This window comes from Ottowia flava (assembly GCF_008017535.1).
Lineage (GTDB): Bacteria > Pseudomonadota > Gammaproteobacteria > Burkholderiales > Burkholderiaceae_C > Ottowia > Ottowia flava.
On record NZ_VRUA01000005.1, the window covers coordinates 43813 to 58591 of the forward strand.

General features: G+C 66.6%; 17 protein-coding genes. 7 read left to right on the forward strand and 10 right to left on the reverse strand.

Annotated elements, in window-relative coordinates:
- Window positions 1-4 precede the first annotated feature (4 nt).
- Window positions 5-769, forward strand: a complete 765-nt coding sequence (locus FVQ98_RS07440; protein ID WP_147912810.1) for a response regulator — start codon at window positions 5-7, stop codon at window positions 767-769.
- A 78-nt stretch (window positions 770-847) separates the two neighbouring features.
- Here FVQ98_RS07440 and rplS read toward each other — a convergent pair whose 3' ends face one another.
- From rplS to FVQ98_RS07460, 4 genes are all read right to left on the reverse strand, one after another.
- On the reverse strand, window positions 848-1234 hold the full coding sequence (gene rplS / locus FVQ98_RS07445; RefSeq protein ID WP_147912811.1) for a 50S ribosomal protein L19: 387 nt from the start codon (window positions 1232-1234) through the stop codon (window positions 848-850).
- A 139-nt stretch (window positions 1235-1373) separates the two neighbouring features.
- Window positions 1374-2150, reverse strand: coding sequence for a tRNA (guanosine(37)-N1)-methyltransferase TrmD (gene trmD / locus FVQ98_RS07450; protein WP_147912927.1), 777 nt, complete (start codon window positions 2148-2150; stop codon window positions 1374-1376).
- Between the two features lie 126 nt (window positions 2151-2276).
- A complete protein-coding gene (gene hslO, locus FVQ98_RS07455) occupies window positions 2277-3263 on the reverse strand; it encodes an Hsp33 family molecular chaperone HslO (RefSeq protein WP_147912812.1) in 987 nt (328 codons plus the stop codon).
- A gap of 61 nt (window positions 3264-3324) precedes the next feature.
- A complete protein-coding gene (locus FVQ98_RS07460) occupies window positions 3325-3846 on the reverse strand; it encodes a gamma carbonic anhydrase family protein (RefSeq protein ID WP_147912813.1) in 522 nt (173 codons plus the stop codon).
- Between the two features lie 62 nt (window positions 3847-3908).
- Here FVQ98_RS07460 and FVQ98_RS07465 point away from each other — a divergent pair, with 62 nt between their 5' ends.
- Both FVQ98_RS07465 and FVQ98_RS07470 read left to right on the forward strand, forming a co-directional pair.
- Window positions 3909-4712, forward strand: a complete 804-nt coding sequence (locus FVQ98_RS07465; RefSeq protein WP_147912814.1) for a ferritin-like domain-containing protein — start codon at window positions 3909-3911, stop codon at window positions 4710-4712.
- Window positions 4713-4876: 164 nt separating this feature from the next.
- The gene (locus FVQ98_RS07470) at window positions 4877-5365 is read left to right on the forward strand and encodes a cupin domain-containing protein (protein WP_147912815.1); all 489 of its coding nucleotides are present in this window, start codon (window positions 4877-4879) and stop codon (window positions 5363-5365) included.
- A 21-nt stretch (window positions 5366-5386) separates the two neighbouring features.
- Here FVQ98_RS07470 and FVQ98_RS07475 read toward each other — a convergent pair whose 3' ends face one another.
- A complete protein-coding gene (locus FVQ98_RS07475; protein WP_147912816.1) occupies window positions 5387-6049 on the reverse strand; it encodes a hypothetical protein in 663 nt (220 codons plus the stop codon).
- A 235-nt stretch (window positions 6050-6284) separates the two neighbouring features.
- Here FVQ98_RS07475 and FVQ98_RS07480 point away from each other — a divergent pair, with 235 nt between their 5' ends.
- The 3 genes from FVQ98_RS07480 to FVQ98_RS07490 all read left to right on the forward strand — a co-directional run bounded on the left by FVQ98_RS07480 (window position 6285) and on the right by FVQ98_RS07490 (window position 8802).
- Window positions 6285-6512, forward strand: a complete 228-nt coding sequence (locus FVQ98_RS07480) for a hypothetical protein (RefSeq protein WP_147912817.1) — start codon at window positions 6285-6287, stop codon at window positions 6510-6512.
- 7 nt (window positions 6513-6519) lie between these two features.
- Window positions 6520-7803: a DEAD/DEAH box helicase gene (locus FVQ98_RS07485; protein ID WP_147912818.1), complete on the forward strand. Its 1284-nt coding sequence runs from the start codon at window positions 6520-6522 to the stop codon at window positions 7801-7803.
- Window positions 7804-8199: 396 nt separating this feature from the next.
- Complete coding sequence (locus FVQ98_RS07490) at window positions 8200-8802, forward strand: DUF1269 domain-containing protein (protein WP_147912819.1); 603 nt, start codon at window positions 8200-8202, stop codon at window positions 8800-8802.
- A gap of 34 nt (window positions 8803-8836) precedes the next feature.
- Here the strand turns inward: FVQ98_RS07490 and FVQ98_RS07495 are convergent, their stop codons facing one another.
- Entirely contained in the window at window positions 8837-9208 is a 372-nt protein-coding gene (locus FVQ98_RS07495) for a DUF6172 family protein (protein ID WP_222707581.1), read from the reverse strand.
- Between the two features lie 160 nt (window positions 9209-9368).
- On the opposite strand from FVQ98_RS07495, the gene FVQ98_RS07500 reads away from it, so the two are divergent.
- Window positions 9369-9686 (forward strand): DUF4124 domain-containing protein, encoded by a 318-nt coding sequence (locus tag FVQ98_RS07500; protein WP_187265667.1) that lies wholly within the window; start codon window positions 9369-9371, stop codon window positions 9684-9686.
- A 70-nt stretch (window positions 9687-9756) separates the two neighbouring features.
- On the opposite strand, the gene FVQ98_RS07505 is transcribed toward FVQ98_RS07500, so the two are convergent.
- The 4 genes from FVQ98_RS07505 to FVQ98_RS07520 all read right to left on the reverse strand — a co-directional run bounded on the left by FVQ98_RS07505 (window position 9757) and on the right by FVQ98_RS07520 (window position 14731).
- Window positions 9757-10983, reverse strand: a complete 1227-nt coding sequence (locus FVQ98_RS07505) for an AAA family ATPase (RefSeq protein ID WP_147912821.1) — start codon at window positions 10981-10983, stop codon at window positions 9757-9759.
- 138 nt (window positions 10984-11121) lie between these two features.
- Window positions 11122-11793, reverse strand: a complete 672-nt coding sequence (locus tag FVQ98_RS07510; protein WP_147912822.1) for a hypothetical protein — start codon at window positions 11791-11793, stop codon at window positions 11122-11124.
- The gene (locus FVQ98_RS07515) at window positions 11790-12779 is read right to left on the reverse strand and encodes a Bug family tripartite tricarboxylate transporter substrate binding protein (RefSeq protein ID WP_147912823.1); all 990 of its coding nucleotides are present in this window, start codon (window positions 12777-12779) and stop codon (window positions 11790-11792) included. The genes FVQ98_RS07510 and FVQ98_RS07515 overlap by 4 nt, the downstream gene beginning before the upstream one ends.
- A 65-nt stretch (window positions 12780-12844) precedes the next feature.
- Window positions 12845-14731, reverse strand: coding sequence for an acyltransferase family protein (locus tag FVQ98_RS07520; RefSeq protein WP_187265668.1), 1887 nt, complete (start codon window positions 14729-14731; stop codon window positions 12845-12847).
- Window positions 14732-14779: the final 48 nt, after the last annotated feature.

Here is a 14779-nt window from a genome sequence, read left to right on the forward strand (position 1 = left end):
GGCCGTGAACGACCCCAACCCTCACGACACCCCCACCCGCGTGCTGGTCATCGACGACGAGCCGCAGATCCGCAAATTTGTCGACATCAGCCTGCGCTCGCAAGGCTACGCCACCTTACTGGCGGCCACGGGCAACGAAGGCCTGACGCTGCTGGCCAGCCAGGGCGCGGACATCGTGGTGCTCGATCTCGGCCTGCCAGACCAGGACGGCCACAGTGTTCTGAAGGAGTTGCGCCAGTGGTCGGAAGTGCCGGTGATCGTGCTCACCGTGCGCTCGGATGAGACGGAGAAGGTCGCGCTGCTGGACGCCGGCGCCAACGACTATGTCACCAAGCCTTTCGGCATCGGCGAGCTGATGGCGCGCATCCGGGCATTTCTGCGCGCCAAAGCACCCGCCGCTGAAGACGTGTCACGCAACTACGACGATGGCCATCTCCGCATCGATCTGGCGGCCCGGGAGGTCGTGCTGGCCGGCCAAGCCATCGCGCTTACACGCAAGGAGTTCGCTCTGCTGGCGATGCTGGTGCGTCAGCCAGGCCGGCTGCTAACGCAAAGCCAGTTGCTGCGCGAAATGTGGGGCCCGACGCACGAAGACGACACACATTACCTGCGCATTCTGGTTGGCAAGCTGCGCCATAAGCTGGGTGACGACGCGACGGCACCGCGCTACATCTTCACCGAGCCGGGCGTTGGCCTTCGGTTTTCAGCCGAAGGGCGCGCAGACGACCCGAGCGCGGCGAGGGCACCGGAGACAGACGAGCGCCCATGAAAAAACCGCCTGACGCCGAAACGGCAGGCGGCTTTTTCTGACTGTGCCAGACGACGTCTGGCACATCGCAACGGCCGATTACGCGGCGTCGCTGACCTGTTTGGCCACGCGGCTGGGCAGCTTTTCCTTGATACGGGCCGACTTGCCGCTGCGCTCGCGCAGGTAGTAGAGCTTGGCGCGGCGCACGTCGCCACGGCGCTTGACTTCGATCTTGGCGATGATCGGGCTGTAGGTCTGGAACGTCCGCTCCACGCCTTCGCCGCTGGAGATCTTGCGCACGGTGAAGCCGCTGTTCAGGCCGCGGTTGCGCTTGGCAATCACCACGCCTTCGTAGGCCTGCACGCGCTTGCGGCTGCCTTCAACGACGTTCACACTGACGATCACGGTGTCGCCAGGAGCAAACTCGGGGATGTTCTTGCCGAGGCGCTCGATTTCCTCTTTTTCGAGGGTCTCAATCAGGTTCATGGGTTTCCGATCTCGATCGTGCACACGCTACGCTAGGGGCGGCAACTGGCAGGCAAAACCCGTCAGCTTTTGTACGTGCCGCGGCTGGCAGAGGATCGACAAAGCCCGCCATTATAGCGCCCCAAGCTGCACCCGCCACCTAATCGGGCGCAACGGGGCGTTCCAAGTGACGCAGATACGCCTCGTCCGCCCGAGAAAGCCGCCCGTCCGCACGCGCTTTGGCCAGCAGATCCGGCCGGCGTTGTGCCGTGAGCGCCAGGCTTTGCTCACGCCGCCAACGCTCGATCTGCGCATGGTGGCCGCTCAGCAATTCGGCCGGCACGCGCTCACCCGCCCACACTTCCGGCCGCGTGTAGTGCGGACAGTCCAGCAAACCGTCCAGCGCCGGGTTGAAACTGTCGGCCTGGTGACTGCCTTCGTCGTTCAGCACCCCCGGCTGCAGCCGCGCCACGGCGTCGATCAACGCCAGCGCAGCGATCTCACCGCCCGACAGCACGAAATCGCCGAGGCTGATCTGCTGGGTCACGTAGCGATCCACAAAACGCTGGTCAATCCCCTCGTAGCGACCGCACAGCAGGATGGCGCCCTGTCCGGCAGCCCAGTCGGCCACAGCGGTGTGGCGCAACGGCGTGCCGATGGGAGAAAACAGCACCAGCGGGGCTTCCGCGCCCGCGGCGTCGGCGCGCTCGGCGCGAATCGCCTCCAGGCAGCGCAGCAGCGGCTCGGCCATCATCACCATGCCCGGGCCACCGCCGAAGGGGCGATCGTCCACACGCCGGTAGTTGCCCTCGGCGTAGTCGCGCGGGTTCCACAGGCGCAGCTCGACTTGCCCGCTGTCGAACGCCCGGCGGATCACGCCTGCTTGCGTGAAAGAACCGAACAGCTCAGGAAACAGTGTGATGACGTCGAAGCGCAGAGCGCGCGCCACAGGTGCGTTACCGGGTCGTGGTCCGGCAGATGTCGTCGACTCAACGCTCACCAGTTACCTTCGTGCATGTCGAAGTTCAGCGCCCCATGGGCACGCGGCAGCTTGAAGGCGGCTTCACTGCACCGACTTCGGCTGCGGCGAGCGCTGCGCCGCTGGCGTGAACAGCCGGGCCACGTCCACCGCATCGAACCGCTCCTGGTGCCCGCAGAAGTCGCAGCCCACTTCAATCTGGCCCATTTCGGCCAGGGCCGACTGCGTTTCTTCCTCGCCCAGCCCCTTGAGCATCGCGGCCATGCGGTCGCGGCTGCAGGAACAAGCAAAGCGTGGCCCGGAAGCGCCCACGTGCGGCTCGAAGCGCAGCAGTTTTTCCTCCCAGAACAGGCGCCGCAAAATCGTGTCGGCGTCCAGGCCCAGGAGTTCCTCGCGTTTCAGGCTCTTGGTCAGGATGGCGATGCGCTGGTAATCGTCATCGGTGTCGTCGTCAGCCTCCTCGCGCGCCACGTTGCTTTGCGTCAGGTTGTCCTGCCCCTGCCCTGGCAGGCGTTGGATCAGGATGCCGGCCGCCACCTGCTCATCGGCAGCCAGCACCAGGGTGGTGTCCAGTTGTTCGGACTGGCGCATGTAGTGCTCGACCACGGCCGCCAGATCGCCCAGGGGCGCGCCCTCGGCGTCGTTCAGGGGCACCACCCCTTGGTAGGGCTGCTGGCCAGGCTGGCGATCGCGCGGGTCGAGCGTGATGGCGCAGCGCCCGTTGCCGCGCGCGTTCACCATGGCGGGCAGCCGCGTGCCGGGCGGCACCGCACCGATCACCGAGGCCGTGGCGCGCAGACGCAGGTCGTTCTGCACCTCGGCCACCGCCAGTTTGACCGGGCCGTCGCCCATGATCTGCATGATCAGCGCGCCATCGAACTTGATGTTGCCCTGCATCAGCACGGCCGCGGCGGTCATCTCGCCCAGCAGTTCGGCCACGGGAGGCGGGTGAGCGCCAGTCTGGGTGTTGGCGGCGCGGCGGCGCAGCACGTCCTGCCAGGCATCGGTCAGGCGCACCAGCTGGCCGCGCACCGGCAGGCCATCGAAGATGAATTTGTGCAGTTCGGACATGGGGCCAATATGGGGCGCTGAGGCCAACTTATCAATGGGGCGGCGCCTGCGCGGGCCGCAGTTAGAGCTTCTTGAGCGTGGCGCGGAACATGCGCGCGTTGTCGATGTAGTGTTGGGCGCTCTGGCGCAGCCCCTCGATCTGCTCGGGTGTCAGCTGGCGGATCGCGCGCGCCGGGCTGCCCACGATCATGCTCCCATCGGGAAATTCCTTGCCCTCGGTCACCAGCGAGCCAGCGCCCACCAAGCAGTTCTTGCCGATTTTCGCGCCATTGAGCACCACGGCACCAATGCCGATCAGCGATTCGTCACCAATCGTGCAGCCGTGCAGCATCACCTTGTGGCCCACCGTCACGTGCCTGCCCACCGTCAGCGGCTGGCCCACGTCAGCGTGCAGCACGCTCAGGTCCTGAATGTTGCTGCCCTCGCCGATGGTCATGGTTTCTGTGTCGCCGCGCAGCACGCAGCCGAACCACACGCTCGCGTCTGGCCCCAGCGTTACCGCGCCCATTACCTCGGCCGACTCGGCGATCCACGCGGTCGGGTCAACCTGCGGCGCCTTGCCATCGATTTCATACTGCGCCATCGCTCGATCTCCTTGAGGGTTCGGTGTCGGAACCGCGCGTCCCGATCCCTACAATTCTAGGGATGGAGTTGCGTCCCCTCGCCCTAGAGGCCCTCTGCGAAGCCGATTTGGAACAAAAACTGGCGCTGGTCGGCGCCCTGAAAGCGCAGGCAGCTACGGTTTTGATAGCTCCCGAGGCCGCCGTGAGTGTGCCCATGCCGCTGCCAGGCCGACCTGCACAACCGCAGCTGATCGAACCCAAGCTCGTGCCGCAGCGCAGCGTGCACACGCCGGAAGGGCGCGCGAGGCTGATCCACGCCATCTGCCACATCGAGTTCAACGCCATCAACCTGGCGCTGGACGCCATCTGGCGTTTTGCCGACATGCCCGAGGATTTCTACCGCGACTGGCTGCGCGTGGCGATCGAGGAGGCCTACCACTTCAGCTTGCTGCACGACCACCTGCAGCGCCACCATGGCCACCGCTACGGCGATTTCCCCGCACACGATGGCCTGTGGGCGATGTGCGAGCGCACCAGCGGCGACATCACCGCGCGCATGGCGCTGGTGCCGCGCACGCTGGAAGCGCGCGGCCTGGATGCCACGCCTCTGATCCAGGCCAAGCTGCGCGCCGTGGGGACGCCCGACGCCCTTGCCGCGTGCGACATCCTGGACATCATCCTGCGCGACGAAATCGGCCACGTCGCCATCGGCAACCACTGGTACGGCTGGCTGTGCGCGCGCCAGGGTCTGGCACCGGTGGCGCACTACCGCCAGTTGGTCCGGCACTACGCCGCGCCGCGCCTGCGCGGCCCGTTCAACACGCTGGCACGCCAGATGGCCGGTTTCACCCGGGAAGAGCTGGCGGCGCTGACGGCCGACGCCTGAGCGCGGCGACTCGAGCGTCGGGGCGGGCAGGATGCGCCCCCGTCTGCGCTCTGCCGAGAGCGCCTTCTGCGCCAGCCGCCCTGCCAAGTCGCTACGATGACCCGTTGTTTCCATTGCCGCGCCACTGCGCTGCGGCGCCTGACCTTTCACTATGGAGCCCCGACATGAGCCAAAAACCCGTCGTCCAGGACGTCGGCCCCAAGCCGAACTCGTTTGATCTGGAAAACGCCACCAAGGACAACGCCAACTACCGCACCGTCGCCTGGAGCGGCAAGTACCTGCAGGTCACGCTGATGTCGATCGAGCCCGGCCAATCCATTGGCCTGGAAGCGCACCCCGACACCGACCAGTTCCTGCGCCTGGACGCTGGCCAGGGCCGGTGCACCATGGGCCCAAGCAAGGACAACCTGAACTTCACGCAGGACGTGGAAGACGGCTGGTGCATCATGGTGCCCGCCGGCACCTGGCACGACGTGATCAACACCGGCAGCGAGCCCATGCGTCTGTACGCCGTCTACGCGCCGGTGCACCACGCGGCCGGTAAGGTCCATGGCACGTTCGACGACGCCGAGCGGGACGAAGACGCCGGAACGGACGAGCCGCCCGAGTGGTCGGTTCAACCACCCCACACGCGCGACGACAAGCACGCCTGAGCGGCCGGGCGGCGCAACCGTCTACTTGCCGGGGTCGCGGGCCACTTCCCGCGCCACCCGCGCGCGATCGTAGGGCGGTAGCACCGCCTTGCGAATCGGCGCCTTGGCCAAGACAGGGAACTGGTTGCGGAAGGCGGCCTCGTCCGTGCGCCAGCCGTCGGTGATCACCACGTCAAAGCTGGCCGCTTCTTGCGTGGGCGCCGGGGCGCCCGCCTTGGCCTGCCGCAAGGTGGCGCGAACATTGCCCAGGTAAGCCACCCCCCGCGATTCGCGCACCGACAGCGGCGCGTACAGCGGCGCGTAGAAATGGGTATTGCCCAGGGGCGAATAGCTGTTGCCGTACAGCGTGCGCAAACGGTATTCGCCTGGCGCCAGCGCCAGCCGGGCCGCGTAGCTGTTGACCGGCGCGCCCGGCACCACGACCACGCCGTTCATGTCCATCGTGTGACTCTCGCGCTCCCACTGATCGCCAACGCGGCGATCGACGATGACACCCAAAAACGTCGGCTGATCGTAGGACCGGTACTGGTTCTCCATCGTCACCATCAGCAGGTAGATCGCCGTCTGCTTGTCTTCCAGCTTCTCCGTCGCGTTGGCGAACGGCATGGTGTGCAGCGATGCGCACCCGGTCAGTGCCATCAAGGTCAGGCCCGCGCTCAGCGCGGCAAAGCTCCGTCGAATCATTTGTCGGTCTCCCTTAAGACTTTGGTGGGGTCTGACTGAAATACTTATCACTTAGGTCTTCAGTCGTAGTCCCACCTGCGCAGACAGCTATCATTTTTGATGGCTGCAAACCATCATAGCGAAGACCGGCGACGATGGGGCCTCCTGCCCTTTAGCGTCTGAGCCGATACCCGGCGCGCGCCTTTTGCCACGGCCCCCTCCGATAGCGAACCGTTCCGGCGGCGACAATGGCACCATGGTCAAACCCTCCCCGTGGACCAGCAAGATCCTCGCCTTGCTCCACACCGGCAACACCCGCGCCGTGATCGCCCAGATCAAAATCGCCCCTTCCATCAAGGACCTCAAGACCTTGCAAACCAGCCTGCTGACCAAGGGGCTCCTCGGCCGCCGGCGCGACATGGATGAAGCCGTCATCGACAACCTGGCCTTGCTTTCGCCGTCCCGCCTGCGCCGCTCTCCCTGACTGTCTGATGACCCCTGACTTCCATGCGCTCGGCCTGAGCGCCCCTCTCGCCCAAGGCGCCACCGCCGCCGGTTTCGGCACGCCCACGCCAGTGCAGGCCGCGGCCATCCCGGCGGTCCTGCGCGGTGCCGACCTGCTGGCTTCGGCCCAGACCGGCTCTGGCAAGACCGCGGCGTTTGCGCTTCCGCTGCTGCAGCGCCTGATCGATGACCCTTCTCAGCGCCAGAGCAACCACGCCCGCGCCCTCGTGCTCGTTCCGACGAGAGAGCTGGCCGTGCAGGTAGGCGGCGTGGTGCGCGAAGTGGCCCGCCATCTCACGCCGCGCCTCAGGGTGGTTGAGGCCTATGGCGGCGTCTCCATCAACCCGCAGATGCAGGCCTTGCGCGGCGGCACCGACGTGCTGGTCGCCACGCCCGGGCGGCTGCTCGACCTGGCAGATCACAACGCCGTGAAGCTGGACGCCGTGCAGACGCTGGTGCTGGACGAGGCCGACCGCCTGCTCGACCTGGGTTTTGCCGACGAGCTGGCGCGCGTGCTGGCGCTCTTGCCCGCGCGGCGGCAGAACCTGTTCTTCTCGGCCACCTTTCCGCCCGCGGTCGAAGCGCTGGCCGCCAGCCTGCTGCACGACCCCGTGCGCGTCAGCGTGGCCGAGTCGCCCATACACACCCCCGACATCGCCCAGCGCGCCATCGCGGTCGACACCGCGCGCCGCACCGAGTTGTTGCGCCACCTGTTTGCCGACCAAGGCTGGACGCAGGCGCTGGTCTTCGTCGCCACGCAGCACGCGGCCGAGCACGTGGCGGCCAAACTGCGCCAGCGCGGGCTGTACGCCACCTCCTTCCACGGGGGCTTAAGCCAGGGCGCGCGCCAACAGACACTGGCAGAGTTCAAGAATGGCCAGTGGGACATGCTGATCACCACCGACCTGGCCGCGCGCGGCATCGACATTGCCGAGCTGCCGGTGGTCGTCAACTACGACCTGCCGCGCTCGCCCGTCGATTACGTGCACCGCATTGGCCGCACGGGCCGCGCGGGCCAGTCGGGCGAGGCCATCAGCCTGGTCACCCCGAACAACGCGGCGCATTGGCGCCTGATCGCCCAACGGCAAGGGCTGAACCTCCCGCTGGAACGCGTCGCCGGATTCGAGCCCACCGGCGTCGAAGTCGCCACAGCCCCCGCCCGCACCGAGGCGCAGGGCAACGGCGGCATCAAGGGCAAGCGGCCCAGCAAGAAAGACAAGCTGCGCGCCGCCGCTGCTCAGGCCAGCAAACCTGGCGGCTCGTCGGCCTAGCGCCAGGCAACACGGCTGATGGCGAGTGCTAAGCGTGCTCCATCGGTTGCGCGCCGCGCCACGCTCTCGGCACCCGGTTTTTTGCTATGCCTCAATAGGTGCCTGCGAACACCGTTGTTCGCAGACGGCGCCCATCGTCAGACCCGCGCTGAAACCCTTTTCGGGTGACCGGGCCTTTGACGCGATCAAGCCCCGGCGACATCGCCTCGCCTGACAGCCCGGCTTTGTCCGACGCACCGGCGCGGCCTGGACCCGCGCCGCCCGCAACCCGAAGGCCGACAAGATAGCCAGGCCGTGTCGCAGTTGTGTCACGGTGCTGCCGGAGCCAAAGGCGCCCTGCACTGGCGGTTCGCACGCAGCGGGCGCACACTTTCTTTGCATTGAAAGGATTCGGACATGGCCACCAACATCGACCTCATCACCTGGGACGAACCCAGCAAAGCCTATAAGGCACTGAACGACATCACCACCGGCAACTGGAACTTCAACCTGCGTCAGGCCTACGTGCTGGAGCGCAAGACGGACGGTGGCTTCGTCATCAAAGACGGCAACCAGAACGTCGTCGGCATGGGCACGCTGGGCGGCAGCCTGATCGGCATGGTCATCGGCGTGCTGGGCGGCCCGCTGGGCGTGCTGCTGGGTTGGGCCGGCGGCGCGCTGTTCGGCTCGCTGGTCGACATGGACAAGGCGGTCGACAGCACCTCCGTCCTGGCGGCGATGAGCAAATCCATCCCGCCCGGCGGCACCGCATTGGTGATGGAGGTGGACGAGCCGACGACCGAAGCGCTGGACGCGTTTGCCGCCCAATCCGGCGGCACCGTGCTGCGCCGGTCGGCTGAAGAAGTGCGGGTGGAAGTGGCCGCGGCCGCCGACGCCGTGGAAGCCGCGTCGAAGGAGGCCAATCGCGTGCTGCGCGAGCAGCGCCACGCCGAAACCAAGGAAAAGCTGGAAAGCGCCTGGGACGACCTGAAGGCCAAGTTCAAGAACGCGTTTTCCTAAGGTGGCCCGGCGGCGCCGCTTCCGCCCACGTCGCTCAGTCCTCGGCCTCGTGGTGCCGGCGGCGCACCGGGCCGTCGGTCTCGGCGCCTGCGGGATCGGCATACCCGCCGTGCTCGCCCTGCGGCCGGTGTTGGCGCTGCGCTGCCCGCGCCAGGATCTCAACGTAGAACTGCGGCGCGCCGGCCGCCACCGTTTCGTCAATGCGCTCGATGATCGCCGCCACATGCACCGGCTGCGCGTCGTCCTGCGTGGGGCCAAAGCGGCAGTCGAACGCCCAGTAGTCCATGCCCGCCGGCAATTCCCGCCGCCGCTCGCGCTTCAGGTACTTGCGGATTTCGTGCTTGGTGGCGTCCAGCAGGCGGTCGGGGTGCTTGCCTTCTGCGGTCAGGGGAAAAGTTTTGCGCATGGCCGATGGTAGCCCTGCGGCGGGTGCGCCGCTGCACCGACGTTCAGCACGACGCGGCGGCAGGCGTCGCCAGGGTCTGCGCCGAACAATCCGTCGCCCTGCACCCATCTGCCCACCCCATCAGCGCCGCTACACTGGTCCGCAACTTGAGGAGACTTGGATGCGGTTCCCCATCGTCACCGTGCTGCTGGGCGCCGCGTGTGCCAGCAGCGCCCACGCACAGATTTACCGCTGCCCGGACGCGCATGGGCGGACCGTGTACCAGCAGGCACGCTGCAGCGGCGGCAAACCCATGCAGGTGCGCCCCGCCAGCGGCTTGAAGCCCATTCCCGTCCCACCCGCACGTTCGGCGCGGCCGGATACGCGCAGCCGTGACGGTGCCGGAGCTGCCGGTGCTGCTGATGGCGCGGGCGGCACTGGTGGAACTGGCGGTGCCGCAGGGCAAGCCGGCCAGCCCACCCTGGCGGCCTCGCGCTAGCCTCCGGCGGTCCAGCGCGGACGCGGCAACGGTACCGTGCCCCGGACTGGCCGCGCCTCTGCCGAACCACTTATCGGGCCGCTGTCGGTGCCGATGTCGATGCCGCCCCAAACCTGGCCATCAACTCCCCCTGCACCGCCGCCGGCGAGCGCGCCTGACCCGCGTTGGCGCGGACAAAGGCGTCGGCCGCGGCCGGGTTGGGGTCGAACTTGAGGTACAGGCGGCGCAGCTGGTCCGCGTCGGCAAAGCCCAACTCCACCTGCTCATCGATGCGGCCGGCGCGGATCAGCGCCGGGTCGAGGCGCTCGGCGTGGTTGGTGGTCATGAACAGCACCGTGCCCTCCTGCGTGGCGACACCGTCCAGCGCGTTCAGGAAGCCGCTGAAGGACAGCTTGACCTGCGCGTGCGCCGCGTCGCGTTCGCGGAAGAACGCGTCCACGTCCTCGATCAACAGCAGCGAGCGCTGCGGTACGGCGGCCAGCAAGGTGTGGATCTTCTCGTCGGTGACGATGGGGCTGGCCAGGCTGAGGGTGCAGACGTTCAGGTGCAGCTCGCTCGCCAGCGCGGTGACCAGCGACGTCTTGCCCGTGCCCGGTGGTCCATACAGCAGGTAGCCGCGCCGCCAGGGAATGCCCAGCTGGGCGTAGCGTTCGCGGCTGGCAAAAAAGCGCTCCAGGTCGCCCAGCAGCGCCTCCCCCTGCCCGGCTTTCAGCACGACCGAGGCCAGCGGTCGGCGTGAACCCAGGCGCGCGCGCATCCAGTCGCCGCCATGAAACGGGTTGGGGATGTAGACCGACAGCGAATCCGTCTCGCGCGCGGCGCGGGCGGCGATGGCGGCTTGCAGAAAGCGCTCCAAGAAGTCGGGTGCGCGGCCAAAGGTGGACAGGCTGACTTTCTCAAACACGGTCTGGCCGACCTGCAGCTCTCGCTTCAACCACAGCCAGCGCCCATCCACGCGCAGGATGTGCACGCCCTCACCCGGGCTCAGAAACGCGCGCGGCGGCTGGCCGTTGCGCAAGTCGTCCTGCAGACTTTGGTATTCGCTGCCGCGCCGCACGCTGCGCGCGGTGAACTGGTTGACCCCGCGCAGACCCGGGTGGCGGTCCATGTATTCGATCAGCGCCGGGAAGAGGAATTCGTCGCGCGAATCGACGGTGAGGGTGCTGATGAAAAAGCGCTTGCCCCAGCCGATCAGCAGGCCGGGCACATCCTTCAGCCAATACGCCAGCGCGCCTGCCGCGGCCAGCAGCGCGGCCTGGAGGGCGGGTTGGGAGAACAGGCTGGTGGGCGCTTCCATGGTCAATTTTTCAACAAAATTCGGCCCTAGCCCTACAACCACCTGCGCAAAAAGCTACCAACTTAATAGCATTCTGGACGACCCGGCGCTGCCTGGCCCTGCTCGCGCCGGCCGCGCCTTGGGCGCTATCCGGCCCCATCACTTGCCTGGCGGCCTCACATCGGCCGCGATCGGCAGCGAGCCGTACACCATCAGTGGGCTGCCGTCGGCCCGCGTCGTGTTCTTCCAGTGCTGACGCAGGTAGCCGCTGAAAGCGGTGCCGTGCTCGTCGGTCTGGACGATGGCGTCGAACGGCCGCGTGGCGCGCCATTCCGCCGGCGCACCCGCCGCCACGGCGCAGGTGGCGGCGTAGCGCAAGCCCGCCTGCTGGCAGGCCACGCTGGCCGCCGCCTTGGGCAGGGTGATCAGCGCCGGTGGGTGGCCAAAGCCGCTCGGGCCGGCTTCCGCCATGCTGGCGGTTTCGCAGGTGTCGCCGCCCTCGATCACGCCGACCATCCACTTGCCGTCGTCGCGCAGGGCCACCACGGCGTTGTCCGGCCGGCCGTCGCCGTTGAAGTCGCCACGCGCGTCGCCCGGGTGGGTAGCGCCGGTCTGCTGGCGGAACGCCTGCCAGGTCTCGCCGGCGTAGTCGGCGGGCGTGGTCAGGCGCCAGCGGCCCGGCTCCCACGGCGGCGCAAAGCTGCATCGGCCACTGGCGAAGGCCTGGGCCATCGGGTTGGCCGCTGCGGCTGGCTGGGCCGCCGCGGGGGCGGCCGTGCCGAAGGCGAGCGCCGCGACCGACGCCGTCATGAACAGTTGGCCCGCGTTCATCCGGCGGTGATCCCTGCGGCCTTGATGATGCGCGCGTTGTTGGCCGACTCGTTGGCGATGAGCTTGGCAAAGGCCGCCGCGCTGCCGCCAGTGGGCAGGTTGTCGGCGGCGTTGATCTTCTGCAGGACGTCCTTGTCCTTGAGCAGTTGGTTGACCTCGGTGTTCAGGCGCTCGACCACCGCGGCCGGCGTGCCGGCGGGCGCGAACAGCCCGAACACCGACGCCAGGTTGGCCGCGGGCAGGCCCAGTTCGGCCAGCGTCGGCGTTGGCGCGAGTTGCTCCAGCCGCGCGGGCGAGCCCACGGCCAACGGCGTCAGCTTGCCGGCCTTGATCTGGCTGATGACGGCCGGGCTGGCGTTGGTGGACAGCACCTCGAACTGGCCGGCCAGCGCGTCGTTGATCTGCTGGCCGCCGCCTTTGTAGGGAATGTGGGTGATGTCCACGCCAGCGCCGGCCTTGACCTGCTCCAGCACGATGTGCCCCAGCGACGCCGGGCCCGAGGTCGCCCAGCGCAGCGCGCCCGGCTTGGCCTTGGCCGCCGCCAGCAGCGCCTTGAAATCCTTGGCCGAGAGCGCCGACGTGCCCAGCAGCAGCACCGGCGAGGCGATCACGCTGACCACCGGCACGATGTCCTTGGCCGGGTCGAACGGCGACTTGCCCAGGTGCGGGTTCAGCACCAGCGGGCTGATCGCCGAAAAGCCCAGGCTGTGCCCATCCGGCGCCGCCTTGGCCACGGCGTCCATGCCGATGCTGCCGCTGGCGCCGGCCTTGTTGTCCACCACCACGCTCTGCCCCAGGATCGGCGACAGCTTGTCCGCCAGCAGGCGCGCCATGGCATCGGCCACGCCGCCTGGCGGGTAGGCGACGGTGATCCTGATCGGCTTGGTGGGCCAGTTCTGGGCGAAGGCCGCGCGTGGGCCGGCGGCGAGCGCGGCCAGGCCCAAAACGGCGGCGCGGCGGGAGAGGCAGAAGGAGGAAGCGGTCATGGGGCGATTGTGCGTCAGGGGCTGCTCGTCTTGCGCCGCAGAGTGACTTGGGCAACGTCACGCACTCAGCGCGCAGCCAGCATGACTTCGATGCGCCGCGCGATGGCAGCGCTCATCAATTGGCTGCCCTCGGCGGTGAAGTGCCCCGAGTCGTAGTAGAGCTGCTCACCGTCGCGATGAACGTAGCACTGATCCTTGTCGCACAGTTCGTCTAGGGTGTTGAATCTGGTGACGCCAGACATGCCCTCGAAAGCGCGGTCAAGAACGTCTTGGTAGGGGCGCCGCTCCGTCTCTAACGTCGAACGAGACTGTGTGCACCCCGCAGGCTGATGACGCAACCAGGGGCGAAGCCCCGTGCTGCACGCCATGACCGTGGCCAGATTCCCATACGTTGGGATCGACTCGATGACCAACACCTGCTTGCCGCTGTCGAGCAGACGCTGAACAGTGCGCCGCAGGCCGGCCTCATACGCTTGAGCCTTTGTTTCCCCCGCAGCTGAATCGGAAACGCTGCGCAGACCATCACCGATCAGGTACTGCGAATAGGCGTTGGAGAGAATCACGAGTCGAACCGCAGCATCTCCCGTTATCTTGCGCAACGCTTCTTCGGTCAGGGCCGGCGTGCCTTTGCCTCCGGCAGGGGGTCTGTGGCCATCCCTGTACTGCGTACCATCAAGGTATGGCCAACTGGCTGTCCAGAAGCTCTGGGTGCGATCCCCGTAGATCCATTTCAACCCATATTCCAAATGACCGGCGTTGCTGTCACCCAGTAGGACGATGCTTCCGGTGCTTTGCACTGCGGGTTTAGCGTGACCAAGCCGTTCCATGGGCGGAATGATGTACGCCTTCAATCCAAACAACAGCACGGCTTTTGAGGCTAGGGCAGCCACCGTGCCCATGCAGACCATCAGCGCCAGCAACCACAGTGCCAACCGGCCCCGTCTCTTGATTTTGGCCAACGGTTGCTCGACGCCATGGAAAGTCAGCATCGCAAGTGCAATGGAGCCGAGCACCGCGTAGTTTCGGTGCGATACGGTCCACTGCCCCTCCCCAGCAAGACGCGCAAACACAAGCAATGGCCAGTGCCACAAATACAGTGGATAGCTGATCTTGCCGATGTAAACCAACACAGGATGGGAAAACACCCGTCGGTTAAGCCACGCTTGGGGGCCGGCCGCGATGAATATCGCGGCTGCCAGCACCACAACGACCGCGTAATACCCAGGGAACGCTCGGTCGTCCATGGGTGTGATCTGGTTGGCCAACAACAACAACAGTGCCCCCCAGCTCAACGCATTGGCACTCCCATGAAACGCGTCGCGCGCATTCGATGAATTCTGCATACCCTGGGCGCGCTGCACCCATGCGAGCACTCCACCGGCGGCCAGTTCCCATAACCGACCAAACGGCAGGTAAAAGGCTGCCGCCTGATTCTTGGGAGTCAGGTAGAGGTTGAGCGCCAGTGACACCATGGCGATGACCAGCGCGACCAACAGCAGTGAGCCCCTCTTCCTGAAGCACAAGCACAAGAGCAGCGGCCACGCGAGGTAGAACTGCTCTTCAACCCCCAACGACCACAGATGCAACAGCGGCTTGAGCTTGCTGGAGGTATCCCAATACCCTGCCTCACTGAAAAAGCCTATGTTGGCCGCGAAGACGGTGCTCATCCATGCCGAGAAAGCCATCCGGAGGTATTCATCCGGATACATAACGAATGAACCCGCTATCAGCACCGAAATTAAGACCAGGAGCAGCGCAGGAAACAGCCGGTTGATGCGTCTTACATAAAAATTCCTGAGAGAAAACCTACCCGACTGCAGATCGTCCATCAATATGCCGGTGATCAAGAACCCTGAGATGACGAAGAATATGTCTACCCCAATAAAGCCATTGGGCACTTTGGCGGGAGAAGCATGGACTGCCAGGACCAAAATAACGGCCAGTGCGCGCAAGCCGTCAATGTCCCTCCGATACCCCCTGATCATTTTGGCTGCCTTTTT

Bases quoted from the DNA above. Each gene is read 5' to 3' on its own strand.
- FVQ98_RS07495 (WP_222707581.1), bottom strand. From the start codon at position 9,208: ATGCGCAAAACTTTTCCCCTGACCGCAGAAGGCAAGCACCCCGACCGC.
- rplS (WP_147912811.1), bottom strand. From the start codon at position 1,234: ATGAACCTGATTGAGACCCTCGAAAAAGAGGAAATCGAGCGCCTCGGC.
- FVQ98_RS07470 (WP_147912815.1), top strand. From the start codon at position 4,877: ATGAGCCAAAAACCCGTCGTCCAGGACGTCGGCCCCAAGCCGAACTCG.
- FVQ98_RS07475 (WP_147912816.1), bottom strand. From the start codon at position 6,049: ATGATTCGACGGAGCTTTGCCGCGCTGAGCGCGGGCCTGACCTTGATG.
- FVQ98_RS07500 (WP_187265667.1), top strand. From the start codon at position 9,369: ATGCGGTTCCCCATCGTCACCGTGCTGCTGGGCGCCGCGTGTGCCAGC.
- FVQ98_RS07505 (WP_147912821.1), bottom strand. From the start codon at position 10,983: ATGGAAGCGCCCACCAGCCTGTTCTCCCAACCCGCCCTCCAGGCCGCG.
- FVQ98_RS07465 (WP_147912814.1), top strand. From the start codon at position 3,909: ATGGAGTTGCGTCCCCTCGCCCTAGAGGCCCTCTGCGAAGCCGATTTG.
- hslO (WP_147912812.1), bottom strand. From the start codon at position 3,263: ATGTCCGAACTGCACAAATTCATCTTCGATGGCCTGCCGGTGCGCGGC.
- FVQ98_RS07480 (WP_147912817.1), top strand. From the start codon at position 6,285: ATGGTCAAACCCTCCCCGTGGACCAGCAAGATCCTCGCCTTGCTCCAC.
- FVQ98_RS07460 (WP_147912813.1), bottom strand. From the start codon at position 3,846: ATGGCGCAGTATGAAATCGATGGCAAGGCGCCGCAGGTTGACCCGACC.
- FVQ98_RS07490 (WP_147912819.1), top strand. From the start codon at position 8,200: ATGGCCACCAACATCGACCTCATCACCTGGGACGAACCCAGCAAAGCC.
- FVQ98_RS07485 (WP_147912818.1), top strand. From the start codon at position 6,520: ATGACCCCTGACTTCCATGCGCTCGGCCTGAGCGCCCCTCTCGCCCAA.
- FVQ98_RS07515 (WP_147912823.1), bottom strand. From the start codon at position 12,779: ATGACCGCTTCCTCCTTCTGCCTCTCCCGCCGCGCCGCCGTTTTGGGC.
- FVQ98_RS07510 (WP_147912822.1), bottom strand. From the start codon at position 11,793: ATGAACGCGGGCCAACTGTTCATGACGGCGTCGGTCGCGGCGCTCGCC.